Here is a 25,921-nt window from a genome sequence, read left to right as displayed (position 1 = left end):
AACGGCCGCTTCAGTATAGCCTCGGTTTAAAACCTCATGTGCTCCATAATCTTAATCGAACCCTGTTCATTATATCGATATCGATTTGCCTAATCGGAAAAGACGGGTGTATTGATCCGAGTCTGTTGGTTATGGGACTTGAAATTGCTTAGCCTCATCTCCAGCAACCTTATGAGCCAAGCAACTGTAGTGTAACGGATAGCAGCCGATGTTGCTTTACGTCAGTGTTTGTAAGGACCGATGGATATTAACGTGTTCCATTTTCTCAATCTCCTCACAAGATTCTATCCCCCTTCTTTGGTTACTTTAATTCCACATACTTATACCGGTCTCTCTGAAACATGTTTTCAAAACCCGCTATTCCATAGTGATCTTCTTGGTTATTACCGAAATGAGTATACATCCCGACATCTGAGTATCCGTCATACCATACTCCTGTTTTAAGCTTGAAAGAATCCGATTTGTGAGTGACTTCCCAGTTGTCCATAAAAGTTTGGGCTGTATCATCGGCCTGGACAATCATAAACTTAAAATGAGTTCTAAATATAGGTGCTCCAAATAGATAACGGACTAAAGAGTTCTCTGGATCTGCGTAACCTTTTGCTATTACATGATTCTTCTTTACCCATGCAACATACCGCTTAATTCCTTCAACGCCTTGCGTCTTATAGTACGATGATCCTAAGTCCATCTCATTCAGAAGACTTGCGACAAAATCTGCTTCGTTAATTGTTCTATAATCTATATTGAGCTGAGCTTTATAGTAGTTTCGAATTTTACCCGCCCACATATCAATGTGTTCTTTGTTAACCCAATCGAGCCCCTTTGAAAAGAACTCTTTATTAGTCAACTCAGCTGGCGTCGCTAAGTGATATACATAATCAGGAATGTCAACAAGTTTGTTCCACCTACTATCGGGAATTCCCAACTCACGACCCCAGGCATCGAGCTTTACAGAACCGTTATCGATTTTTGCTTGGTAAGCAGCATCGGTAATTTGTACTGCATTAGCACCTGCATCCCAAGTTACTTTGGAGTCCAGAGCTTCACTGACAAAGCGAAGAGGAACCATTGTCCGTCCATCGACCTTAGCAGCCGCAGTATCCAGTTCAATAGTCTGTCCGTTAACAGTAGGCGTTTTGGAGCCAATTGTCAGTGAGATATCCTTGTCGGCAGTTTTAATGGTGACCGAGTTGGTTTCGTTATTCCATTTTACTTCCCCGCCCAGCTTCTCACTGACGAAGCGAACAGGAACCATCGTACGGCCGTTTTCATCAACATAAGGTTCAGTATCCGGAAATTTCACTTTATGACCATTGACGATGACAGGCAAAATGATTTGACCTTCGTTTACAGCAGCTGCCGTAACGGAGTTAATCCCTATTCCGCCAAAAATTACCGCAGCAGCTACTGCCATTGCGATTATTTTCTTCTCAAATTTTTTCATCATTGATTCACGTCTCCTATTGGTTTATGGCATACGGAACAAGCCAGTAAACTGGCCGATCAGAAGAAATGATATGAGCCCCTCTGTAGAGAATCTGAGATTAAGTATGTAAGGAAAAATTCAGAGAGCATAATAGCATAGTTAGTACCCATGATCACACTAGAATAACCATCGTACCAGACACCAGTTTTCAGTTTAAAAGAATCTGATGACTGAGATACGTCATAGTTGTCCATGAATGTTTGAGCAGTATCGTCAGCTGGATCAGCAAGTTTGCTCCACTTATCATCAGCAATTCCCGATTAATTGTGAAGTCTTTGTTGGATTGATACTAGTTTATAAAGCTTATCGTAGGCTTTTTCTTCATCTTCAGCTCTAAATACAATGGATTTCAATCCTCTCTCATCGGTTTCATAAATGATCCATTCTTTATTTTGCGAATCAAAATAGCATCCTAGTATAAATGATGCTTCAGAACTTACTTCCGTTTCTATTTGATAGACACCAATGTTAGGCTTTTCGTTTGCAAGTTTATTTAAGAACTCAATTTTGGTCATGATATCCTCCCACTATAATTTAATGTTTTCTCGCGTTTTCTCACTCGTTCTTAGATTTTCAACTATCGACCAATACGAGAGATGGAGAAGTCATGTAGCTATGACATAATTTTCTGAAGAAGCCGGTGGCGGGAATAGACGTTGGGATGCTATTCCCAATCTGTGGATAAGTCGTATGACCGCACTCTGGATATCCACTCCATTCCCTCGACGGCTTACCCTCCCATGTCACGCTGGGTCTTAGCCCTTACATTCCTTCGTCCTGCCTCTCGAGGTGTGGACGCCGCTTCTTGCTCCTTTACTGGGTCGTTGCCCTAATGGAATAAAATCTACGGCTGCTCCGTGCTTCAATTGTCGTTGGTTTATTTCAAGTCCTGGTGAGAAACGCGAAAATGGTTTGAATTAAGCTGCCATCTGTAACTGGGCTTGACGTACCAGCCCTAGAACGTCGTTAGGTTGGTACGAGATGCGTTTGGTGCCGAGCGTGTATAAGACGCGAATCAGTTTCCCGCAAAGTGCCACAATGGATTGCTTCTTTTTCAGCGGGTTGTGACTCCGTTTCGTGAAGTATTGGTGTAATGCCTTAAATTCGGCGTTCTTCGCAACCATCGGCAGCACCGCTCGGAACAACAAAGCCCGAAGCCTGGATCTGCCGCGTTTTGTAATCGTCGATTTGCCCTTTTTCTTGCCAGAGCTATTTTCTTTGAGGTTAAAGCCAGCGAGCCGAATAATCTGCTGACCGTGGTCGTAGCCACTTAGGTCTCCAACTTCAGCCAGGAAGCCGGCGAGCGTCACGATAGCAACGCCAGGGATGGTCAGCATCTCTTTCGTTCCCGGAATTTGAGCTAACAACCGCTCTACTTCCGTCATGATCTCTTCAATCTGCTTGGCGAACATCTCGTATTGCTCGAGAAGCGTCTTCAGCTCCATCTTCGCCGCTGCCAGACCTTGCGTAAGCCCGATTGAAGTTTTCGCTGCTTCAAGCAATTGCGCCGCTCGTTTAGGACCGACCGCACGCTTTACGTCTTCCTTCCAACGACGCACGATTGTGCTGGCACCTAACGCCACAATATCGCTCGGGGTTGGGAATTCGCTCAGCGTAATCAGCGAAGCCTTGCCCTCCCAGTCCTTAAACACCTGGTCATACTCCGGAAAAAAGCGGTCTAGCCAGTTCTGTATGCGGCGCTGGACTTGACCGAAGTTCACCATGACCTTCTCTCGAAGATTCATCAGGATTCGAAGGTCTGCATAAACGTTGATCGGCAATTTAGGTTCGGAGTACTTCCCGCCCCGCACCAGATCGGCGATCACCTTGGCGTCTTTGTAATCGTTCTTGGTCGGCGAGTTATCCTCAAGCTCCTTGCTCTTGCTTACGTGATGCGGGTTAACAACGACGACTCTAACGCTTTCTCGCTGTAGAAATTCGGCCAATGGAAACCAGTAGTGTCCGGTGGGCTCGATCCCCAAGACGATCTCTGTCTTGTGATGTCGCCGCTGAAGCTCCTTCATCCACGTTACAAGTTTCGATAGGCCGTGATGATCATTGCCGAATACGCAGTCTTTGCCGAGCTCGATTCCGCGGTAATCGACCGCCCTTGCAACATGCGTTTTCTTGGCAATATCAGCTCCAACAACAAGAGTTGATTCGGTAATTTGTAGAATCCGTTGATTCTGTTTCCTAGCGTGTTTATACTTCATTGTAGAGTGCCTCCTGCGCTGGGATTTGTTCTTTGGACGGAACGTTCCCCAGTATACAGAAGGTGCTTTTTTTATTCAAACCTCGAATTCATTCATTACAGGAATGGCTCCTTAAGGGATACAAACTCAAATTGTGCGCTATTCCCTAATCGGTTAGAAATATGGATAGTTTTACTGTAGACTCATACCCTCTCGTTCAACAAACAGGGAGCACCACAACGTCAAGATTTAGGTGATTCCGGATGTGAGAGGGCATATGATAGTATTTTGCACAACAACACATTGAGCGTGGTTCAACAACCAGCATCTGCGCTTACCATTCCTCACAACGCGCTTTCGGAAAAAATACGATCACCAGTCGCTTCAATTCAACGTTAAAGAAAAACGGATTATTTGAAGTGACTTCAAATAATGATCTCACTCGCCAAAGTCTTTATTGGCTTTCACGGTTTGGCCCCCAAAATCTGCAAGCAAGTTGAATGAATTAGCTCAAGCTCCCTTACTTTATTACATCACTACTTCATATTTGTAAAAGCCTTTAGCAAACATGTTTTCGTTTGCAATTAAGCCAAAGTGGTCTTCTTGCTCTTTAGCATAGTTAGTACCCATGATCACACTAGAATAACCATCGTACCAAACACCTGTTTTCAGTTTAAAAGAATCTGATGACTGAGATACGTCATAGTTGTCCATGAATGTTTGAGCAGTATCGTAAGCTTGCACAATCATAAATTTGAAATGAGTTAAGAACACAGGACCTCTTCTTCCATGAGCGACTAAAGAGTTCTCTGGATCAGCATAACCTTTAGCTACAATATGATTTTTCTTTACCCATGCAATATATTGTTTGACGGCAGATTTTACCTGACTAGTTCCGTAATTATCTAGCCCCATATTTGAAACAATAGCTTTGGTAAAACTAACTTCGTCAATAGTACGGTAATCAACATTCAATTGAGCTTGGTAGTAGTTGCGAATTTTACTTGCCCACATATCAATGTGGCTTTTGTCTGCTCCATTGAATCCAATAGAAGCATATTCTTTATTGCTCATATCAGCATAAGAATAAAGTGAGTATACGTAAGAAGGCATATCAGCAAGTTTGTTCCACTTATCATCAGCAATTCCCAATTCACGACCCCAAGCATCGAGCTTTACAGAACCGTTATCGATTTTTGCTTGGTAAGTAGCATCAGTAATTTGTACTGCATTAGCACCAGCATCCCAAGTTACTTTGGAATCTAGAGCTTCGCTTACAAAACGAAGAGGAACCATCGTACGTCCATCGACCTTAGCGGCCGCAGTATCCAGTTCAATAGTTTGTCCGTTAACAGTAGGGGTTTTAGAGCCGATTGTCAGTGAGATATCCTTGCCGGCTGTTTTAATGGTGACAGTGTTGGTTTCGTTATTCCATTTTACTTCCCCGCCCAGCTTCTCACTGACGAAGCGAACAGGAACCATCGTACGACCGTTTTCATCAACATAAGGTTCAGTATCCGGAAATTTCACTTTATGACCATTGACGATGACAGGCAAAATGATTTGACCTTCGTTTACAGCAGCTGCCGTAACGGAGTTAATCCCTATTCCGCCAAAAATTACCGCAGCAGCTACTGCCATTGCGATTATTTTCTTAAACATAGTATCGTCTCCTTGTATGCTAAGAGCAGTTCCCGATCTAGGGGTTGCTCATAAGATTTGCACCTTGAAAGCTTAATAATATTGTCCCTATGGAAGGCGCAACCCAAGCGAAGCGCGAGAGTGGCCCGAGGAGACTAAGCTGTCCTTGGGATAGATAAAAGAACTCCTATTTGTTGAACCAAGTCACATCATATTATTTTGTCGTATTGTGCCGAAATCAATGTTTATGAAGCTAAATGAACGACAAAAAAAGATCAATCATGGTGGTATCTGACCATAACGAATATCGTTATTAGGTCGTAATATTCAAGCATTATGTGCGCACAACAAAACGGCTTGAATTATCTCTATCCTTGTAACTATATCGATGTGCCTAATTATAAACCTGGCAGAAAAATATTGGATAGGGTGTAAAATGTCTGTATTAATCGTTTTATGTCGTTATTTGTCGCTTTATATTTTCTTTAAATTAATTTTTTTCTTTGTGACTCTATGACTCCTAGCAACGCAGATCAAGCGGTTGCCTATAAGTTCGAATTGCTTTTCACAATGAAAAACAGCACATAAATAGTAAAGAGACGCGCGGGGCTCCCCGGTGTCTCTTCGTACTTTTGGGCTTTTGGTTTTTTTTACATCAAAATTACATCAACAGCATGTTTCACGTGCTGTACCACAAACTCAAAAACCCTGTATTACCACCAAAAACTCAATAGCCACAAGGAATCTCAGCTTGGTGTTTCAACGTTCTCCAACATAGCTACGCACTCCACATGACTCGTATGCGGGAACATATCCACCGGCTGCACCTCGACGGTGCGGTATCCCCCATCCTCCAGCAGCCTCAAATCGCGCGCCAGCGTCGAAGGATTGCACGACACGTAAACGATGCGTGCGGGCCGAAGCTCCAGCATCGTCGCGATGAGCGCGGGGTCGCAGCCTTTGCGCGGAGGGTCGACGACGATGACGTCCGGCGTCACGCCGGCTTTCTGCCAGCGGGGCAGCACGGCTTCGGCGCGGCCTACCGCGAACTCGACGTTGCCGATGCCGTTGAGCTGTGCATTCCGCCGAGCGTCCTCGATCGCTTCCGGCACGATCTCCACGCCGTAGACGCGCCGGGCATGGCGGGCGAGGAACAGTGTGATCGTGCCGATACCGCAGTAGGCATCGACGACCGTTTCTTCGCCGGTTAAGCCGGCGCACTCCACCGCTTTCCGGTACAGCAACTCCGTTTGCTCGGGATTGACCTGGAAGAAGGAGCGCGCCGAAATGGCGAAGCGGATGCAGCCGATTTCGTCGTAGATGACGTCCTCGCCCCACAACGTGCGGGTCGTTTCCCCGAACACGACTGGCGTGCGCGTTGTGTTGACGTTCTGCACCACGCTCACAACTCCCGGCACTTGCTCCCGTATGAGTCCCACGAGCTCGGCCTCGTGCGGGATGTCCCGGCCGTTCGTCACGAGCACGACCATCCGTTGGCCGGTCGCCGCCGCATGCCGGACGACGACATGCCGAAGCAAACCGCGCCCCGAAACCCGGTCGTATGCAGATATACCAAGCGTCCGGGCCGCTTCCTTCACGGCGCGGACGGTCTCTTCGTTCGCTTCCTGCTGGATCAGGCAAGCCTCCATGTCCACGATGTCGTGGCTGCTTTCTTCGAAGAAGCCGCCGATGAGCCCGGCTTCGCCGCGGCCGATTGGTACCTGCGCCTTGTTCCGATACCGCCAAGGATCCGGCATTCCGATGGTCGGGTGCACGCGAACCGGAGCCCGCTGCTCTGCACCGGAAACCCGTAAAGATCCGGCAATCCCGCCTTTCCAGGCGGTATCTCCGTTAGCCCGGCCGTTCACTGCGCTATCCCCGTGATCCCCGCCTTTCCCGGCGGTATCGGCGCCGTCATTCTCGCCTTCCGCGGCTACACTCCCCGCACCCCCAACCGGCTCTCCCTCCACCGGCAACTTGCCGACCCTCACAAGATTGTCCACCACGTGCCGCCGCTTCCAATGCAGCTGTGCCGGGTAATCCAGATGCTGCAGCTGGCAGCCGCCGCAAGCGTCATAGATCGGACAAGGCGCCGCCCTGCGATCGGGACTGGCCAATACCAACCCGGTCATTCGCGCCTTGCCGAACGATTTGCCCACGCTGATCACCTTGGCCCGAACCTGCTCGCCCGGGAGCGCCCCATGAACAAAAAGGGTAAAGCCCCGGTACCGGCCTACCCCTTCACCCTCGTGCGTCAATCCGACGATTTCGCATTCCACGGCTTGTCCGACCGCCACCGGAACCGTCCGTTCCTTGCTCATGGCAACAATCCCCGTACGTTGCCCATGCCTGCTCCGCGCCGGTAAGTGGACTCCCCGTGTTCATCCATGATCACGTTCAAATGCGACGGAAGAATGGAGAACGTACAAGGCAGCGTACCCCCGAATTCGCCGTCCAGGTTCAGCTGAACGCGGTCGTCCGACTCCACCCGGATATTGTTGCTTTGAAAGAAAATGAAATGCGGGTCGTTCTTGATCACTTCCCCGCGCATGACCATCGTGGCGATCCGAATGAACTCCGCCAGGTTGCATTTGCGCAGCGCGAGCACGTCGAACACGCCGTCGTTCGTGCTGGCGTCGGGCGCCAGCTTGTCGAAGCCCGCTACCGAGCTGCTGTTGGCGATGAGGAAGAGCATCAGTTCCTCGTCGATCTCGACCTGGCCGTTCGCAATGATCTTCATGGGAACGGCTTGCAGCCTCGTGATTTTCTCCAAGCCTTTCATATAGTAAGCAAGCTGTCCGACCATCGTCTTCAGCTTGCTCGGCACTTCGTAGGTGAGCTCCGTGAGCGAACCGCCGCCCGCGATGTTGATGAAATATTTGTCGTCGGCTCTGCCTACATCGACCGGCCGAGTATAGCCGCGGACGATCAGATCGCAGGCGTCCGCCCATTGCTTCGGAATGCCGTGCGCGCGGGCGAAGTCGTTCGTCGTGCCGAGCGGCAGAATCCCGAGCGATGGCCGCCGCTCATGGCCGGACAGTCCGCTGACCACTTCGTTCAGCGTACCGTCCCCGCCCGCGGAGATCACAATGTCGAACCCGCGCCGAACGGCCTCGGAGGCCGCGAACGCGGCGTCGCCTTCCCCTTCGGTGGCGTGGCAGGACGTCTCGATGCCGCCCCGCTCCAGCCGCTGGAGGATGGCGGGCAATCTGCGCCGCACTTCTTCCCGTCCGGAGGTCGGATTATAGATGAGTCTTGCTCGTATGCTGTCCAAACGTGATCCCCTCTTTTTCTACCCTTGTGAATCTAATCACGAAACCGACCCAACCACGCTTCGGCCTGCCGTTGCACCCACTGCGCCACGAGCGGATGCGGCATGAGCGTCTTGCCCTCGTACCGGCATCCCAGCCCTTCCAGCCGCGACGGAATGACTTCCTTCGTAAAGTACCCTTCGCTTAGAAACACCGGCAGCGCCAGCACGGCGGCATCCGGGCGCTTCTCGCGCAACGAACGCACGGTCTCCGCCGCCATGTCGGGCCGCAGCATCGCGATTCCGGCTGCAGCGTAACCGCCCCGCTCCCGAACCGCGTTCGCCAGCGACGTCAATCCGTCCCGCCACGCTTCGTGAAAACCCGGCCATTCGCTCCCGTGTCCAACGAGCAGCACGCACTCGGCAGCCGGATCCGCCGACATCCCGGACAACCGCTCCAGCAGAATCTCCGCGAACTCAGGATCGTCATCGATCGGTCGCCCATACGTTAACGCGGCACCGACCCGGAACGGCTCCAGATCCGTCTCCGTCCTGGCCTCCGGATACGCGCCCAGCGCCCAGCCGATCTCGTCCACGTGGGTGCTCCCGGACGACACGAACATCGGGATGGCCAGCAGATCCGTCACGCCTTCCCGCTCCAGCCGGTCGATGCCGTCCTGAATCAGTCGGCCGCCGACGAGCTCGAGGAAAGCGGCCTCTACCGGCGTGTCCGCCGGCAGAGCCGCCCGCGCGGCGTTCACCGTTTCGTCCACCAGCGCAACCCAGCCGTTCTCGCTCGAGCCGTGACTGATCACCAGGATCCCGGGCTTGCGGTCCATTTTCGTTCACCCTCTCGGGCATTTTTTACACTCACCGAACATTCGTCCAACATTAATATGCTAGCGAAAGCTGACATGAAAGTCAACGCGGGCGCAATTGGCCTCTACGTAGGCGTAACGCAGTCGTAACGGGCCGCAACGTAGGTGTATCGCAGGCGCAACAGGCCTCTACGTAGGCGCAACGGACCTCTACGTACGCGCAGCAGGCTGCAAAGTAGGCGCAACAGGCCGCAACGCAGGCGCAGCAAGCCGCAAAGCAGGCGCACCGCTTGTGTCAAATCCCGGATCCGGACCGGGTCCCCCGCCCAAAATCTTTCCCTAAGGAAAATTTCTGTTGTAAAGGCAATTGTTTTGCAGTAAGCTAATAATGTAGGTAACAACCGAGTATGGCCTGCTTTTTTTTAACCCGAAATGTTGCCTAAGGGAAACATAATTGAGCAAAGGAAATCGAAGAGGAGGAAATCGGCGATGATGATCCAAGCGAAAACGAGGTTGAAGGGTTCGGTGCAGCGGTTGGCCTTGACGATGTTGGTCGTGCTCTTGTCCGCATGCGGGGCAAGCGGTGCAGCCACACCGGAAGGCGAAGACAAAATCAAGGTGACGACGACGGTCGGCATGATCACCGATCTGGTCAAGCAGGTCGGAGGCGGGCACGTGGAAGTGACGGGATTGATGAAAGCGGGCGTCGACCCCCACCTGTACAAGGCCTCCCATGGAGATATCGAGTTGCTGGAGAAAGCCGATATCATTTTCTATAACGGACTTCATTTGGAAGGAAAAATGGCGGAGATTTTCGAGAAGATGGCCAAGAGCAAAACGACGGTCGCCGTCACGGACGGCATCGACCGCTCCAAGCTCAGAACCGGCGCAGAGAATGGCATGGATACCGAGTACGATCCGCACGTCTGGTTTGACGTCAAGCTGTGGATGAAGGCGACGGAAGCGATCCGGGACACCCTCGCCGAGCAGGACCCCGAACATGCCGAGGACTATCGGAAGAACGCGGAAGCCTACCTGGGCGAACTAACGAAGCTCGACGAAGAAGTCGCCGCCAAAATCCGCTCGATCCCGGAGCCCGCCCGCGTGCTCGTCACGGCTCACGACGCGTTCGGCTACTTCGGCGACGCGTACGGCATGAAAGTGATGGGACTGCAGGGCATCAGCACCGCGTCGGAGGCGGGCACGAAGGACGTGACGGATTTGCGGGATTATCTGGTCGCGAACAAGATCAAGGCGGTGTTCATCGAATCCAGCGTGCCGCGCAAAGCGATCGACGCCGTCATCCAAGGGGCGAAGGAGCAAGGCCACGACCTGACGATCGGGGGCGAGCTGTTCTCCGACGCCATGGGAGAAGAAGGAACGCCGGAGGGCACCTATATCGGCATGGTGCGCCACAATGCGGACACCATCGTGAACGCCCTCAAATGACATGCGAAAGGAGTGACTCGTCTCCATGAAACGCGCGAATCCCTTATCGATTGAAGATCTGTCGGTCGCTTATCAGAAGAAGCCGGTGCTTCGGGACATCACCTTCGAGGCACCGGAAGGCAAACTCATCGGCATCGTCGGCCCGAACGGAGCCGGGAAATCGACGCTGATCAAAGCCGCGCTCGGCCTCATCCCCCGCCTGTCGGGCAGCGTGGCGATCTATGGCAAGCCGTATTCGGAGCAGCGCAAGCTGGTCGGCTATGTCCCCCAGCGGGAATCCGTCGATTGGGATTTTCCCACGAATGCGCTCGACGTCGTGATGATGGGGCGCTACGGGCATCTGGGCTGGTTCCGGCGCCCCGGAACCGCGGAGAAGAAGCGCGCGATGGAATGCCTGGAGAAGGTCGGCATGGCGGACTTCGCGGGCCGGCAGATCAGCCAGCTGTCCGGCGGCCAGCAGCAGCGGATCTTCCTGGCGCGGGCGCTGGCCCAAGACGCCAATCTGTACTTCATGGACGAACCGTTCGTCGGGGTCGACGCCGCCACGGAGAAGGCGATCGTCACGCTCCTGAACGAGCTGAAGACGCAAGGGAAAACCGTGCTCGTCGTCCACCATGACTTGGCGACGGTGAAGGAATACTTCGACTGGGTGATGTTGCTCAACGAGCGGCTTATCTCCTTCGGCCCCGCGGAGACGACGTTCACGGCCGACAACCTGCAGCGGGCTTACGGCGGAAAACTCACGATGCTGGATCACGGCGACCGGTCCGCAATCCTCGTCAGCGGGAGGGGATGAACATGGCGGGAGAATGGCTGGCCCTCTTCAGAGACCCCAACGCGCAGTGGATCCTGTTCGGCTGCATGCTGCTCGGCCTCGGCAGCGGCGTGATCGGCAGCTTCGCCTATCTCCGCAAGCAGTCGCTCATGGGCGACGCCCTGGCGCACGCGGCGTTGCCCGGCGTCTGCATCGCCTTCATGCTGAGCGGGTCGAAGTCGATTCTGCTGTTTCTGATCGGCGCCGCAGCGGCGGGAGTCGTTGCCACGTTCGGAATCGGCTTTATCACGCGGCATACCCGGATCAAGCAGGACGCCGCTCTCGCGATCGTGCTGTCCGTGTTCTTCGGCATCGGCATCGTCCTGCTGACCCGGATCCAGCACAGCGGCGCCGGCAACCAGAGCGGGCTCGACAAGTTCCTGTTCGGCCAGGCCGCTTCCATGGTCCGGTCCGACGTCATCCTCATGGCGGTCATCTCCGCCGTCCTGATCGCGGTGTGCGCGTTGCTCTTCAAGGAATTCAAGCTGCTCAGCTTCGATCCCGGCTTCGCCCGCGGATTGGGGTATCCCGTCGCCTTCCTGGAACAGCTGATCATGCTGCTCATCGTGATCGCCGTCGTCGTCGGCATCCAGGCGGTCGGCGTCGTGCTGATGGCGGCGCTCTTAATTACGCCCGCGGTATCGGCCCGGTATTGGACCGAAAAGCTGGGCGTCATGGTCGTTCTATCCGGGGTGATCGGCGCGCTTAGCGGGCTTGTGGGCACCTATGTCAGCGCAAGCGGCAACAACCTGCCGACGGGCCCCCTGACCGTGCTCGCTTCCACCGTTCTGTTCGTCGTCTCGGTCGTGTTCGCACCCCGCAGGGGCTTGCTTTCCAAGGTGCTCCTGCGCGCTGCCGCCCGGAACGAACTCCGGCGGGAGAAGGAGTTCCTGCTCGCGGAACGCAGGGAACGAAGGGAGGAGGCCGTATGAGCACGTTCTGGATCATCCTGACCGGCGCGCTCGTCGCGAGCGCTTGCGGCATCGTCGGCTGCTTCCTCGTTTTGCGCAGAATGGCGCTGGTCGGAGACGCGATCAGCCACTCCGTGCTGCCCGGCATCGTCATCGCCTTCCTGATCAGCGGGTCGCGGGACTCCCTGGCCATGATGCTCGGCGCCGCGGCGATCGGTCTCGTGACCGTGTTCCTCATCCAATGGTTCCACCAGAGCGGGGTGCAATCGGACGCATCCATCGGCGTCGTGTTCACCGCCCTCTTCGCCGTCGGGGTCGTGCTGGTCAGCTTGTACACCCGGCACATCGACCTGGATCTCGATTGCGTGCTGTATGGGGAAATTGCTTACGTGCCCTGGAATACGATCGAGCTCGCCGGCATCGACATCGGGCCGAAAGCGGTATGGGGCGTCGGGATCGCTCTGGCGCTGATACTCGCTCTCCTGTTTCTCTTCTACAAGCAATTCAAAATTTGCTCGTTCGACCCCGCGATGGCGGCGGCGGTCGGCATTCCGGTGGCGTTATTCCACTATCTGCTCATGGGCCTCGTCTCCGTCACCACGGTCGCTTCCTTCGAAAGCGTCGGCGCGATTCTCGTCGTCGGCATGCTGGTCGTGCCTCCGGCGACGGCCTACCTGCTCACGGAGAAGCTGGGACGCATGATTGCCTACAGCGTCGCGATCGGCTGCGCCAGCTCCGTCCTCGGCTATGGCCTCGCCAGCCTGCTCGACGCTTCGATCGCAGGCTGCATGATCGCGGTCGCCGGCGGCCTGTTCCTGGTGGCGCTGCTTTTCTCCCCATCGCATGGCGTGATCTTCCGCAAGCTCAGACAGAAGCGGATGATCCGGCATCGGACCGCCTCATAATAAAACGAAAAACAGCCGGCCCCAGGTGGGCCGGCTGTTCGTTTGCGCGTACTCGCATTACTTGCCGAGGAACGCGTCCAGCTGCTTCTGCTTCTCCTTGATCACGTCGTCCAGTCCGTTCGCCTTAAGCTTGTTGTAATACTCTTCGGCTTTGGACGGATCGATCGAACCGGTGTCGAGCGCCGGATCGTACTGCTTGCGGATGTTCTGCATGACGGCGACCTGGGATTTCACAGGTTCGGCGTTAAACGTGAAGCCGAGCGCCGGGGAGTTGTGCGCCCCTTCGTTGAATTTTTTGAACTGCTCCCATTTGTCCGGCGCTTCCGTATCCCACACGTAGTTCAGGAATTGGTTGCCGAACTGCCAGGCTTGCCCGCCGGCGAAGTAGTTCCCCGTATTGTCGGTGCGCGAGATGATTTCGCCGTTGCGGGTATAGTGATCGCCTTCGATCCCGAAGTTGATCAGGTTGTTCAGATACTTGTCGGAATGCAGCAGGTTGATGAACATCATCGCGCGCTCCGGATCTCCGGAAGTCGTGGAAATCGCGAGGAGCGAGCCGGCCGTATCGCCCGTCGATACGGTGCGTGCCGTCATGTTGACTTGCTTCAACTTGCCCGTGAGGTTCGTCGCGCTTGCCATTTCGGCATCTTTACCCGGCTTCAGCGGGCACGGAATCATGAACACGTTGCCTTTCTTCAATGCGTCGCCCGCGCCGAGCTGCGTCGTGGCAGCGTCTTTGTTGATATAGCCCTTCTTGAAGAAGTCGCGGGTGATGTTCAGCGTTTCCTTATAACGCGGCTGATCGTAACGGGCTTTGACCGTCGTATCTTCGCCGTCCTTCATGATGACACCGTCGATCGAGCCGTCGCCCAGGTAATCGTATTTCGCGAAATAGTGGGCATTGAAGTTCTCGCCGTCGCGCATGAACATCGGGATCATGTCCGGCTTCTTCGCTTTGACTTCGGCCAGGATCGGCTCGAGGTCGGCGATCGTCTTGACCGCTTCGATCTTGTCCGTCAAGCCGAGCTCTTGGGCGATGTCCGTGCGGTAGATAATGCCCCCTTGCTCCGCCAGCTCTTTATTGGCCGGAATTCCGTAGTTGAAGCCGTTGATTTTGGCGCCTTTAAGGAACGCCTCAGGCAGCGTGGACAGAATATCCTTGCCGTATTTCTCCAACAGGTTGCCGTATTTGCCGTTCGGATCGTTCAGGGGCAGGAACGCCCCCTTCGCGACGTTGGAAGCGTGGCGGTCCCACGCGGCCGTGAAGATGATGTCCATCGGATCGCGGCCCGCGATGGCCAGGTTCGTTTTGTTCTCCCACTGGCCCCAGTCGATCGGGCGCAGGTCGACGGTCGCGTTGATTTTGTCCTTGAGGTATTTGTTGATCTCGGCCTCCACTTTCTGCTCGTCCTTCGGCGGGGAGCCCGGGAAGAAGACCGTCAGGTTATACTCCTTCAAATCGGATGCGGGACTCGAAGATTCGCTGGCGGAAGCGGACGGGGAATCCGATTCGCTGGCCGACGGAGATGCCGACGATGACGAAGGCGAAGCGCTGCCTCCTTTGTTGCTCCCGCCGCAGGCCGTCAGGATGACCGCCAGCGCCATTACGGCCGCCAGCAGCAGGATGGACGATTTGCCAAGCTTGCTGCTCATTTTGAGCATGGGTGTTGCCTCCCTTTTACTCCATATAATGGTATATGCTTAACCGGCCGGTAACCGGTAGAAGCCTTCATGATCGAACTCAACCCTTGACCGCGCCGACGGTGAGTCCCGCGACGAAATACCGCTGCAGGAATGGGTACACGAAGATGATCGGGCCGATGCCGACGACGCCCATCGCCATCCGCGCGGTTTCGCTCGGCACCTTGAAGTTCGGGTTCGCCTGCATGATCGCCGAGTAGGCTTGCGTGTTGGAGCTGAGGTACTGAATGTCCAGCAGCGTCTTGTACATCCGGAATTGGATGCTGACGGGACCGTCGTCCGAGATGAACAGCAGGCTCAGGAACCAATCGTTCCAGTAGTTCAGCGTGCACAGCAGGCCGACGGACGCCAGCACGGGCAGCGACAGCGGAAGCACGATTTGGAAGAACGTCCGAAGCTCGCCCGCCCCGTCCATCCTCGCCGATTCCAGCAGCTCCGGCGGAATCTGGTTCTGGAAGAACGTCCGGATGACGAAGACGAAGAACGCCTGCACGAACAGCGGGAACATCAGCACGAACAGCGTGTCATCGACGTGCAGCCCTTGCTTGTAGACGAGATAGAACGGAACGAGCCCGCTGTTGAACAGGATCGTGAAGAACATGATGAAGGCGAACAGATTGCGGTGCTTGAAGTCCCGGCGCGAAATCGGATACGCATACAAGGTCATGATCAGCATGGCGGCGATCGTCCCGACGACGGTGACAAAAATCGAGATGCCGTACGATTTCACGATCACCATGTAGTCGCTGACCAGGAATTTATAGGATTCGAGGCTCCATTTCTCCGGCCAGAAGCGGTAACCGCCCACCAAGACGGAAGTCTCGTCGGAGAATGATACCGAGATCACGAGCAGCAGCGGAATGATGCAGAGCGCCGAGTAGATCCAGAAAAACACGTTGATCGCGAAGTTCGCGCCGCCGGAAATCCGATTCACGTCGAACTTCTTTTTATTCACAGCCGCGGTTGCCATAAAGGGAAGCCTCCTAAACTCCTATTGCTCCTAGAACAGGGCGTCTTCTTTGCTGATTCGGCGGACGATCAGGTTGGACGCGAACACCAGCACGAATCCGACGACGGCTTGATACAGCCCTGCAGCCGAGGACATCCCGATATCACCGGTGGCTCTGAATCCTTGGAATACGTACGTGTCGATGATGAGCGTTTTCTCGTACAAGGCGCCCGCGTTTTGCGTCACCTGGAAGAACAGGCCGAAATCCGCGTAGAAAATCCGGCCGATCTGAAGCAGCGTCAAAATGATGATGACGGGCTTGATGAGCGGCAGCGTGATGGTCCACACCTGTCTCCACCGGGTGGCGCCGTCGATGTGGGCCGCTTCGTAGTACTCGTTATCGATTCCGATGATCGCCGCCAGGTAGAATACCGCATAGTAGCCGATGAATTTCCACGTGTTGACGATCGGCAGGATGAGCGGCCACCATTTCGGGTCCGAGTACCACATGACGCCTTCCTCGTTGCCGAACCAAGGAAGAATCAGCTTGTTCATGACCCCGATATCCGGGTTCAGGAACCCGTAGGCCAGGTAGGCAACGATGATCATGGACAGGAAATAAGGCAGGAACATCGTGGTCTGGTAAAATTTCGCGAGCTTCTTGTTCCGCAGGTTGTGGAACATGAGCGCGAGGGCGACGCCGACGACCAGGTTCAGCACGATGAATACCGCGTTGTAAGCGAGCGTGTTCCGGGTAATGAGCCAGGCGTCGCTCGAGTTGAACAGGAACTCGAAGTTTTTCCAGCCGATCCAGGGCGAATCGACAAAGTTCTGGAAAAAGCTCGGCGAGGCGTAGGTCATACTCTTGAATGCGATCAAGCTGCCGACCATCGGAATGTAATTGTTGATGATCAGGACGATGAGCGCGGGCGCCATCATCAGATAGAAAACACCGTACCGCTTCCAATAGCTTTGGTTCAGCGTCTTCTCCTTGCGAACTTCGATTTTCGGGGGTACCGCCTGCCCAGCGACTTGCTCCATCTCTCCACCAGTCCTTTGCCTTGCGCGTCTGTTTCTGTGTCCCCATTGTACAGGGCGCGGCTCGGCTCCATCTATCTACTGAGGTGACTTAGATAGCACTATGGTGACTTGGAGGAAAAACATTTCCCCATGAAGAAAGAACGGCCCGGCTCCGTAGAGCGAGGGCCTGACCGCGCGGCGGGTCATACGATCGTCTGGTGCTTTTTGCGGTACTCCTGCGGGGTGATGCCGGTCATCTTCTTGAACAGTTTGGCGAAATAGGAGAAATGCAGGTAGCCGAGCCCTTCGGCGATGTTGCTGACCTTGTCGTTCGTCTCGACCAGCAGCCGCTTCGCCCGTTCGATCTTGATCTGCGCGATGTAGTCGGTCAAGGAGAGCCCCGTCTCCTTGCGGAACATCCGGGACAAGTAAGCCGGATTCCGGTACACCGCGGCGGCGATGTCGTCCCGGCCCAGCTCCTTGTGGAGGTTGTCCTGGATAAACGCCTGGATCTTGGCGATGACGGCCGAGGCGTCGCGGGGGCGATCCTGCATGGCTTGTCCCAGCTTCAGCGCCGTCTTCGCCGCCCAAGCTTGCATGGCCTGCGGCGTCCTCGCCGACTGGCCGTCCGCGATTTCCTGCGCCGCCAAAGCGTCGTAAACCGACAGCCCCCGGCGGTGCGCCGCCTGGAACAGCAGGTGCACGAAGCCGTAATAGAACAGCTCCAGCGTTTCGCGGCCGGCCGCTTCGTCCTGAAACCGGCGCATCGTCGCGGCAATTTCGGCGACCAGCTCGTCCTGGCTTCCGTTGTCGAGCAGAATGCCCCATTCAAGCAACGAAGGCAAGCCCGGCCCGCCGCCGGCGGCGACGTTCTCGCCAGCCTCCAGGCCGTCGATCACCGTCTGCGGTCTGGAAACGTTGGCTCGTTCGAGCTGGGACAGCCGTTCCACCGCTTCCGCGATTTCGCCGATCCGGACAACGCCGCCCACGTAACAGGATACTCGGCAATGGAAATAGCCCCCGCAAGCCCGTACGTATTCCGCGCATGCCGCTTTCACCGCTTCCCGGTCAAACGGGACGCCGTCCGTCAAGTAGACCAGCACCAGATTCATGTCGTTGCGATCCTGCAGGACCGCCCCCTGACGTTGTCCGAGCACGATCTCCTCCGCGGCCTTACGCACCGCGTATTCCATGATGCGCTCGTCGCGGGCGTCCATCTCCGCGTCCCATTGCTCGATGCTGAGCAGCACGGGCAGCACCCGGCCGCCCGCCGTCAGGGGAATGCCGTACATCTCGAATTCCCGCGCGAGCCGCTCGAGGCCCGCCGCGGGGACGCGGCCGGACAGGACGTTCTGCCAGAACCGCTCGACCAGGATGGGCAGCTGGTTCGTCCAGTGCCTGCGGTACGTTTCCAGCGTCTCTTCGAACCGTTGCCGCTCTTGTTTCCGTTCGATTTCCCCGGCCGCCCGCCGCACGATTTCCTTCAGCACGTCGTGGTCGATCGGTTTAAGCACATAATCGTAGCAGCCGTATTGAAGCGCTTCCTGCGCGTATTCGAAACGGGCGTGTCCGGTCAGGAAAATCGTGAGCGAATCCGGGGAAACTTCCCGGATGTGGCGAAGCAGCTCGATTCCGTTCACGCCCGGCATCTCGATATCGGAGATGACGAGGTCCACCTTCGCCTCCCGAAGCTTCGCCTTCGCCTGATCCGCGTTCTCCGCCTCGAGAATGGATCCGATGGGCAGGTCGCTCCAATCGATTCCTTGCGTAATGCCTTTTAAAGCGTATATCTCGTCGTCCACCACGAGCATCGTCAGCATCGTCCAGTCTCTCCTCCTTTAACGCGCGTTCGCCAGGGGCCACTCGCCGGACACCGGCTCCTCCCGCGCTTGTTGCTCCGAACCGATCGGCAGCTTGGCGGCGGCCGGCAGCCGGATTTCGACGACGGCTCCTCCCTCTTCCGCGTTGCGGAAGGAAATGCCGCCCGCCTCTCCGTACAGCATCCGGAACCTCCGCAAAACATTCCAGATGCCGAGGTGCTGTTCCCCGTTGCCCGAGAGATACGCGCCGTTCTCCAATTCCCGCAGCATCGCGTCCGGAAAACCCGGGCCGTTGTCGGACACCCTCAGAACGACGTAACGTCCCGACTCGTCCGCTTCGTCCTCCGACCGGATCGCGATCCGGAAGAGGCTGCCGTCCTGGACCCGCTTGTTGAACGCATGGATCACGGAATTCTCGACGAACGGCTGGATCATGAGCGGCGGAATTTCGGTCCGGAAGTGATGCGGCTTCACGTCGATTTCGTAGCCGAGCTTCGTCACGTAACGTACGATCTGGATCTCCAGGTAATGGCCGATGTGACGGATTTCGTCCTCCAGCGCAACGACCGGCCGATTGCTCTGCATCAGGAACCGGAAATAATCCGCAAGATGGAGCGACAGCTTCTGCACCGATTTGAAATCCTTCAGCGCCGCCAGGTTATAAATGATGTTCAGGGAATTCATGTAGAAGTGCGGGTTGATCTGAACCTGCAGGTGTTTGTATTCGGCGCGCTGGACGCGGAGCTGCTCCTCGTAGATGTCGATTTTGAGCTTCTCGATTTGCTCGGCCATTTGGTTGAACGAGCTCGACATGAAGGCGAATTCGCTGCTCCGGTTGACCGGCAGCCGGATGTCGAACCGGCCTTGTCCGAGCTTGCGCATGCCGCGGATCAGCTCGATGAGCGGCCGGAACACGACGCTCTGGAGGAACAGCAGGTAAAGGGACAGCAGCGCGGCGACGAGCAGCGGAATCCAGAAGTACAGCACTTTTTGGAAGAAAGGCAGGTTTTTCAAAATGTAGGATTCAGGCATCACGAGGACATACGTCAGGTCGGCATACGGAGAGCGTTTGGCCATAACGAGATAGTTCGCGTTATCCTCGCCCCGCAGGATGCCGTACGGCCCGGTCTGCGCGGCTGCCCGCTTGCGGAACTCGGCGCTCTGCGCAGGTCCGGTGGCGCTGCCCGCCAGCAGCTGCCCGCCCGAGTCCAGCAGCATCGTGGCGCCGGACGGTCCGACGTCGAAGCCCGCCAGCACGCGCATCAGGCTGTCGGCCGGAACGAGCGCCCCGGCGAATACGTTCAGGTCGAGATCTACCGTATGCAGGAAATAATGGTAGCCGCTTGGGAGCGTTAACGTGTCCCAACGTGCATCCAGCGTGCGAGGGTCGCCCAGGTTCTTCCTGGACCAATCGACGAGCGCCGATTCCTTCTCCTCGGAGTTCTTGTTATACTGCGTGGCGAAGATGATGTTCCGCTCCTTGCGCGGATACAGGAAAAGCGTGTCCAGCATGTCGTAGATACTCGTCGAATCCAGCGCGAACCGGATGAGCAGCCGCTGCTTGGCGAGCACGTATTCGTCCGAATCGGACGGGTAGGACTGGATGATCGGGATGTCGGGGTCGCGGGCGAGACGCAGCAGATAATAGCGGTACTCTTTGAGGATTTTGTCGGTCTCGCCGGCGTTCGCGTCCAGCAGCTTGCTGTACTGGATGGAGATCTGCTCGCGCACTACGCCCGTGGCATACATGTTGTGGTAGATGAGAAAGGCGACCATCGGCGCCAGGATAAGCGCGAACCCGAAAACGATTTTGAAGCGCACCGATTGCCAGAAACGCATGGACGTCCCTCCCCGGAAACGTGTCGAACACAGGTACGCCATTAGCATAACTTAGCGGTTTGCGGGCGGGCAACGTATATTTTCGCGGAGGTTTCCCGTTATGGGCGGCCGGGTGCATGGAAATGCTAGCCAATAGTCGACAAAAAAAGGAGTGCGTGCGATGAGAGACGACCAGATCCCGAACTACTACAGCGGGGACATGGAAGCGACCGTGCCGACCCCGCCGGACCAGCAGGACGTGTCGCCTATCGACATGGTGAGCGAAGCCGTGGAGGAGATGATGGACACCATCCGCGCGGACTTGGGGCTGCGGGACGGGCCCTTGGAGGAGCAGAGACGGGAAGAGTAGCAAAGACGCCGGAGGAAGCGAATCATCATGCGGGTGTTTAGCGCACCCCGCTGATTTTGCGAAATGCCTCCGGCGTCATTCCTTCCACTCTCTTGAACAGGGTGCTGAAATACCCCGGGGCATCCAATCCCACCTTTCGGGCGATTTCACTGATTCGGGCATCCCGGTCCCGGAGCATCATTCCCTTGCTTTTGTGGATGCGGAGCTGGTTGAGGTATTCGATCGGACGCGTCTTCACGATTTTCCGGAACAACAGGCACAAGTGTTGGATCGAGACCCCCATGACGTCCGCCAACTCTTCCAGCGTGATTTTTCGGTCGTAATGCAATTCCATATATTCGAAAACGGGCTGAAGTCTCATGTAATTTTGTTCCACGGACGGACGGTCAACCGTAATGCACTTCATGATATCGATGAGCAGCATGTATACCAATTTGGAGCATTCCAGACCCGCCAAAGGCTTCCCGGCCGATGCCAATGTCAAGGCGTTCTGGATGTGGCGAATCAAGCCGTCGTCCGTCACGCTGTACACCCCGGACCGGGTTAGTCCGGCCAACCGGGCCAGCGGCTCCGCCAGCTCCCCCCCAAAAACGATCCAATATATTTCCCAGGGCTCGCTGATCGCCCGGTATTCATGAGGCTCATTCGGGTAAAGAAAAAATCCCGTCCCCTCCCTCACGCGGCTGGATTCCCCGGCCACCTTCAATTCCCCTTCCCCGGCTGCGCAGTGCAGCCATTGGAACAACGGAAATCCCTCCGGACGGACGATCGTTTCCTGGTTGTCCCAATGCCCCGCCCCCGATACATAAATGGGGAGCCTTAATTCGATCTCCTGCTGCATCAGAAAAGCGAAACGATCCATGTTCCCTGCGCCCCTCGTTCTCGAAAATACGAAAATCGTTAAATAAATACTAAAATCGACTTCTATCAAGCAGAAAAATATCGATATATAATCATCAGTATACGTTAGAAAACGTTTTACATCCAATACGATCTCGTATGAAAATCGTTCACTCAAAAGGAGCGGCAATCATGGCTATCATCGTGAAGGATCTGAACAAGCAGTATCATTACTACAAGAAACAGGCGGGGCTTGCGCAATCCGTGAAAAATCTCTTTCATCGGGAAAAGCTGGTGAAAGAAGCCGTGCGGAATATTTCGTTTTCGATCGACGAGGGCGAAATCGTCGGTTTCTTGGGGCCGAACGGCGCGGGCAAAACGACGACGCTGAAGATGCTGTCGGGCATCCTGTTCCCGACCGGCGGCAGCGCTTCCGTGCTCGGGTTTACCCCATGGGAGCGGAAAAAGGAGTTCAAGAAGCGGTTCGCGATCGTCCTGGGGCAAAAAAGCCAGCTTTGGCCGGACCTGCCCGCCTATGAATCGTTTCAGTTGAATAAAGCCATCTATGAAGTCGATGACCGAACGTTCTCGGCTACGCTGGACGAGCTCGTCGAGCTGCTCGATGTCAAAGAGCTGCTTCATGTTCAAGCCAGGCGCTTGTCGCTTGGCGAAAGAATGAAGATGGAGCTGATCGCATCGTTGATCCACCGGCCGCGAATCTTGTTCCTCGACGAGCCGACCATCGGTCTGGATGTGATCTCCCAGAAAAAAATAAGGGAATTCATACGGAAATACAATGAACGGTTCAAAATAACCGTTCTGCTCACCAGCCATTATATGAAAGATATTGAAGAGCTTTGCCGCCGCACGATTGTCATCAATGAAGGCCAGGTGATGTTTGACGGCGATTTGAACCGCATCAAAACATCGTTTGCCGATATTAAGAGACTGAAGGTTCAATTCGCCGAGGAAGTAGATGTCGAACGTTTGCGTTCATTCGGGAAGGTGACCGAGTGGGACGGCGTCCATGCGACGATCGAAACGAATCATCAAGACGTTCCGGCCGTGTCCCAGCAGCTGCTAAACCGCTTCCCCGTGCTGGACTTTGCCGTCGAAGAACAGCCGATTGACGAAGCGGTCGCCAAGCTGTTTGCGAAGGGGGGGTGAACGGGATGCGGGTATTCGGCAAATATTGGCGCTGTTTTCAAATGGGGATGCAAAACGCCATCGAATATCGGGCGGATTTTCTGATCGGGCTCGTGAGCGGAAGCTTTGCCGTTCTGCTCCAAGTATTCCTCTGGACGGCCATGTTCGAGAGCGGAGACAGACAGACGCTGTACGGCTACAGCTATCAACAGATGATTGCTTACGTCATTATTGCGGGCATCGTATCCCGCTTGGTCGCGACCGGCTTCGAATACGAAGTGGCGGGGGATATCAAGAGCGGGGGATTAAGCAAATTTATCGTTCAACCGATCCATTATCTATACTTCCGCATGTTCTGTTTTTTCGGAAGCAAGGCGCCTCAAAGCCTGTTCATCTTCATCGTGGCGATCGCAACGGTGCTCCTGGTGGACGGTTCGCTGCACGCGGAAGAGCTGCTCCGCCGATTGGCTTTCTTTGTGCCCGCCATGCTTCTGGCCCTTGCGCTTAACTTCTTTATTTTCTACTGCGTCAGTATATTGGCCTTCTGGCTGACGGAAGCGTGGGCGGCGTTCATCGGCTTGAATCTGCTCATCAACATCTGCAGCGGAGGCGTGTTTCCGCTCGATGTGTTCGGAGCAACCTTCATGAAAATCGTCAGCTTCTCGCCTTTTCCATATACGATCTTCTTCCCCATCAACATCCTGAACGGCAAAATCTCGGCGGATGCGATGCTGCAGGGCTGCATGCTGCAACTCTTATGGATCGTCGTTCTCATGGGGTGCTCCGGGTTGTGGTGGAAGCAAGGGATGAAAAAATATATCGCGGTTGGAGGTTAGACAGGTGGGCCAACTTGTTGCCGGTATCCGATACCATATGAAAATATGGGCCTTGTTCGCCAAATACAGCCTGATGTCCCAAATGGAGTATCGTTCGAATTTCTTGCTGACTTTGGCGGTTGAATCGTGTTTCTTGCTATCGAAGCTCATCTATGCGGCTGTCGTGTACAAAACGGGGATCCAGCTGGGCGGGCTCTCGCCGGACGCCATGTTTCTGTACATCGGAGTTTTCATTCTCATCACCGCTTTTTACACCGGATTGTTCATGAACAACTTCTACCGGCTCCCCGATTATGTAAGGGAAGGAACGCTTGATTTATTGATTACGAAGCCGGTTTCCACGTTGTTCATGGTAAGCACCCGTCATGTCGATTTTGCCATTCCGGTCCCCAACATGATCGCGGGCGGCATTATCATCGCGATCGGTTGGCGGCGGCTTTCGATTCCCTTCGATTTCGTTCATGTCGCGGGATTCGCAGGGCTGCTTCTGTGCGGCGTATTCCTTGCCTATTCCTTGTACTTATTCCCCCAAATTCTGACCTTCTGGACCGTACGGACGTCTGCGGTCGTTGAATTCGCCGACAAGGCTTGGGATTTCAACACGATGCCCATGGCTATCTACCGCCGATGGATGCAGCGGATCGGCACCTCCTTATTTCCGATCTTTCTCATCTTCAATGTTCCGGCGATGTTTCTATGGAATCAGTTGACTTGGAAGATGGCGCTATGGTCAATCGCCGCACCCCTCCTGTTTATGGGACTGGTCCGAATTTTCTGGAACGTATCGATCAAGCGTTACAGCAGCGCGGGCGGTTGAGAAGGCCTGCCTCCATACCCCAAACGGCCTTAAGCCGGGAAGCAAGCGTGCGCTCTATGCGCCCGCTGCTTGCCGGCTTTCGATATCCCCATGCGCGCTTCCGGCACCCTCGCCTTGCGGCTTCGTCCCATTCCTAATTGCCGATATCAGGTCCTATTCCCAGGGCGATTCCGCTCTCCGTCATCCTCACGTCCGCCTTATTCAGCGGCTTCCGTATTCCCTTGGCCCCCGAACCGCCCGAGGCGCTCCAGCGCCATCTTATAGCCGTCGTTGCCGTAATTGAGGCAGCGCTTGACCCGGGAGATCGTGGCGGTGCTCGCGCCGGTTTCCGTCTCGATCTGGTTGTACGTGTTGCCCTTGCCCAGCATCCGGGCGACTTCCAGCCGCTGCGAAAGCGATTGGATCTCGTTCACCGTGCACAGATCGTCGAAGAAGACGTAGCATTCCTCCACGTTCTTGAGCGTGAGGATGGCTTCGAACAGTTGGTCGATCGACGGATCGTTCAATTTTTTCAGCTGCATGCCGGCACCCCGATTTCCTCGCTAATCCGATCACTCCCCATTGTACTGCGTCTCGTGAAGTTCTTCAAGCGTTGCCGTATTCACGCATTACCGGACTAAAATCACGGAAAAGCAGGCATCCGTCCATTCGCGGGGGCTGCTGCCTTCATACCCTACAAGAGAAAGGGTGTGACTCCATGAACGATCCGAATCTTCCTTCAATCCAAGGCTGGAACAAGCCGCAGGGCTTCGGAGGCGAAATGTATCCCGGTCTCGGGGATCCGTTCGCCGGTCCTCCCGCGTTCGCGAACCCGAAGGTGCTCCCCGGGCCGGGGAATGCCAAACCGGGATTCCTGAGCAACCTGGCCGAATGGAAACTGATGCTCGACCGGCTGGGAGGCATCGACGGGGTTCTGACCACGATGGGCAAGCTCCAGAAAATCGTGACGACCATGCAGCAGATGGCACCGCTTCTGCGGCTCTTCATCGGCAAAGGCGCCGCCGTCAAGGCGGCCGACGCCAGCGGCGGCGCTCGCAGGAACAGAAAATCCCGCCGGAAAAAGCGTTCCCGTAGGCCATCGGGGCAAAAGCGCTGACCTCCCGCAGGACGCGAAGGGCCGGCACGGGCTCGGAGC

23 protein-coding genes are annotated in these 25,921 nt (G+C 55.2%); 9 read left to right on the top strand and 14 right to left on the bottom strand.

Translation table 11 applies throughout. The features are described 5' to 3' along the window. Positions 1-301: 301 nt before the first annotated feature. The 7 genes from GE107_RS06790 to GE107_RS06760 all read right to left on the bottom strand — a co-directional run bounded on the left by GE107_RS06790 (position 302) and on the right by GE107_RS06760 (position 9,411). Positions 302-1,450 carry a copper amine oxidase N-terminal domain-containing protein gene (locus tag GE107_RS06790; protein ID WP_219638907.1) on the bottom strand — a complete coding sequence of 383 codons (1,149 nt, stop codon included), beginning with the start codon at positions 1,448-1,450 and terminating at the stop codon, positions 302-304. Positions 1,451-1,749: 299 nt separating this feature from the next. Next, complete coding sequence (locus GE107_RS06785; protein WP_219638906.1) at positions 1,750-2,004, bottom strand: hypothetical protein; 255 nt, start codon at positions 2,002-2,004, stop codon at positions 1,750-1,752. Positions 2,005-2,406: 402 nt separating this feature from the next. Continuing rightward, positions 2,407-3,702, bottom strand: coding sequence for an IS110 family RNA-guided transposase (locus GE107_RS06780; RefSeq protein WP_219638905.1), 1,296 nt, complete (start codon positions 3,700-3,702; stop codon positions 2,407-2,409). 507 nt (positions 3,703-4,209) lie between these two features. After that, positions 4,210-5,343 (bottom strand): copper amine oxidase N-terminal domain-containing protein, encoded by a 1,134-nt coding sequence (locus GE107_RS06775; protein ID WP_219638904.1) that lies wholly within the window; start codon positions 5,341-5,343, stop codon positions 4,210-4,212. Between the two features lie 725 nt (positions 5,344-6,068). Beyond that, positions 6,069-7,643 (bottom strand): 23S rRNA (uracil(1939)-C(5))-methyltransferase RlmD, encoded by a 1,575-nt coding sequence (gene rlmD / locus GE107_RS06770; RefSeq protein WP_219638903.1) that lies wholly within the window; start codon positions 7,641-7,643, stop codon positions 6,069-6,071. Beyond that, on the bottom strand, positions 7,640-8,596 hold the full coding sequence (locus GE107_RS06765; protein ID WP_219638902.1) for a diacylglycerol kinase: 957 nt from the start codon (positions 8,594-8,596) through the stop codon (positions 7,640-7,642). The genes rlmD and GE107_RS06765 overlap by 4 nt, the downstream gene beginning before the upstream one ends. A gap of 32 nt (positions 8,597-8,628) precedes the next feature. Continuing rightward, a complete protein-coding gene (locus GE107_RS06760; protein ID WP_219638901.1) occupies positions 8,629-9,411 on the bottom strand; it encodes a sirohydrochlorin chelatase in 783 nt (260 codons plus the stop codon). 468 nt (positions 9,412-9,879) lie between these two features. Between GE107_RS06760 and GE107_RS06755 the strand changes: the two genes are divergently transcribed. From GE107_RS06755 to GE107_RS06740, 4 genes are read left to right on the top strand one after another with little or no spacing between them, the layout of a single operon-like run. Next, positions 9,880-10,839 carry a metal ABC transporter solute-binding protein, Zn/Mn family gene (locus GE107_RS06755; RefSeq protein WP_370636283.1) on the top strand — a complete coding sequence of 320 codons (960 nt, stop codon included), beginning with the start codon at positions 9,880-9,882 and terminating at the stop codon, positions 10,837-10,839. Between the two features lie 25 nt (positions 10,840-10,864). Then, positions 10,865-11,635 carry a metal ABC transporter ATP-binding protein gene (locus GE107_RS06750; protein ID WP_219638900.1) on the top strand — a complete coding sequence of 257 codons (771 nt, stop codon included), beginning with the start codon at positions 10,865-10,867 and terminating at the stop codon, positions 11,633-11,635. 2 nt (positions 11,636-11,637) lie between these two features. Beyond that, positions 11,638-12,585 carry a metal ABC transporter permease gene (locus GE107_RS06745; protein ID WP_219638899.1) on the top strand — a complete coding sequence of 316 codons (948 nt, stop codon included), beginning with the start codon at positions 11,638-11,640 and terminating at the stop codon, positions 12,583-12,585. After that, positions 12,582-13,469 (top strand): metal ABC transporter permease, encoded by an 888-nt coding sequence (locus GE107_RS06740; RefSeq protein WP_219638898.1) that lies wholly within the window; start codon positions 12,582-12,584, stop codon positions 13,467-13,469. The genes GE107_RS06745 and GE107_RS06740 overlap by 4 nt, the downstream gene beginning before the upstream one ends. 57 nt (positions 13,470-13,526) lie before the next feature. Here the strand turns inward: GE107_RS06740 and GE107_RS06735 are convergent, their stop codons facing one another. The 5 genes from GE107_RS06735 to GE107_RS06715 form a co-directional block, all read right to left on the bottom strand. Further along, a complete protein-coding gene (locus tag GE107_RS06735; RefSeq protein ID WP_255570269.1) occupies positions 13,527-15,131 on the bottom strand; it encodes an ABC transporter substrate-binding protein in 1,605 nt (534 codons plus the stop codon). A gap of 79 nt (positions 15,132-15,210) precedes the next feature. Continuing rightward, positions 15,211-16,140, bottom strand: coding sequence for a carbohydrate ABC transporter permease (locus GE107_RS06730; protein ID WP_219638897.1), 930 nt, complete (start codon positions 16,138-16,140; stop codon positions 15,211-15,213). A gap of 30 nt (positions 16,141-16,170) precedes the next feature. Continuing rightward, complete coding sequence (locus GE107_RS06725) at positions 16,171-17,160, bottom strand: ABC transporter permease (RefSeq protein WP_255570268.1); 990 nt, start codon at positions 17,158-17,160, stop codon at positions 16,171-16,173. 182 nt (positions 17,161-17,342) lie between these two features. After that, positions 17,343-18,959, bottom strand: a complete 1,617-nt coding sequence (locus tag GE107_RS06720) for a response regulator (RefSeq protein ID WP_219638896.1) — start codon at positions 18,957-18,959, stop codon at positions 17,343-17,345. 18 nt (positions 18,960-18,977) lie between these two features. Further along, a complete protein-coding gene (locus GE107_RS06715) occupies positions 18,978-20,798 on the bottom strand; it encodes a cache domain-containing sensor histidine kinase (protein ID WP_219638895.1) in 1,821 nt (606 codons plus the stop codon). Between the two features lie 160 nt (positions 20,799-20,958). On the opposite strand from GE107_RS06715, the gene GE107_RS06710 reads away from it, so the two are divergent. Further along, a complete protein-coding gene (locus tag GE107_RS06710) occupies positions 20,959-21,147 on the top strand; it encodes a hypothetical protein (protein WP_219638894.1) in 189 nt (62 codons plus the stop codon). Positions 21,148-21,184: 37 nt separating this feature from the next. Here the strand turns inward: GE107_RS06710 and GE107_RS06705 are convergent, their stop codons facing one another. Next, complete coding sequence (locus tag GE107_RS06705) at positions 21,185-22,009, bottom strand: AraC family transcriptional regulator (RefSeq protein WP_219638893.1); 825 nt, start codon at positions 22,007-22,009, stop codon at positions 21,185-21,187. A 167-nt stretch (positions 22,010-22,176) separates the two neighbouring features. On the opposite strand from GE107_RS06705, the gene GE107_RS06700 reads away from it, so the two are divergent. The 3 genes from GE107_RS06700 to GE107_RS06690 are packed head-to-tail and all read left to right on the top strand — an operon-like array spanning position 22,177 to position 24,786. Next, on the top strand, positions 22,177-23,154 hold the full coding sequence (locus GE107_RS06700; protein WP_219638990.1) for an ABC transporter ATP-binding protein: 978 nt from the start codon (positions 22,177-22,179) through the stop codon (positions 23,152-23,154). Between the two features lie 5 nt (positions 23,155-23,159). Then, the gene (locus GE107_RS06695; protein ID WP_219638892.1) at positions 23,160-23,969 is read left to right on the top strand and encodes an ABC transporter permease; all 810 of its coding nucleotides are present in this window, start codon (positions 23,160-23,162) and stop codon (positions 23,967-23,969) included. A 4-nt stretch (positions 23,970-23,973) separates the two neighbouring features. Then, positions 23,974-24,786: an ABC transporter permease gene (locus tag GE107_RS06690; protein ID WP_219638891.1), complete on the top strand. Its 813-nt coding sequence runs from the start codon at positions 23,974-23,976 to the stop codon at positions 24,784-24,786. Positions 24,787-24,983: 197 nt separating this feature from the next. Here GE107_RS06690 and GE107_RS06685 read toward each other — a convergent pair whose 3' ends face one another. Next, positions 24,984-25,307, bottom strand: a complete 324-nt coding sequence (locus GE107_RS06685; protein WP_219638890.1) for a YerC/YecD family TrpR-related protein — start codon at positions 25,305-25,307, stop codon at positions 24,984-24,986. 176 nt (positions 25,308-25,483) lie between these two features. On the opposite strand from GE107_RS06685, the gene GE107_RS06680 reads away from it, so the two are divergent. Continuing rightward, positions 25,484-25,882, top strand: a complete 399-nt coding sequence (locus GE107_RS06680) for a hypothetical protein (RefSeq protein WP_219638889.1) — start codon at positions 25,484-25,486, stop codon at positions 25,880-25,882. Positions 25,883-25,921 lie beyond the last annotated feature (39 nt).

The organism is Cohnella sp. CFH 77786 (genome assembly GCF_019400745.1).
Classification (GTDB): Bacteria; Bacillota; Bacilli; order Paenibacillales; family Paenibacillaceae; genus Cohnella.
Note: the sequence above shows the minus strand (reverse complement) of the source record. Positions and strands in the feature narration are given on the sequence as shown.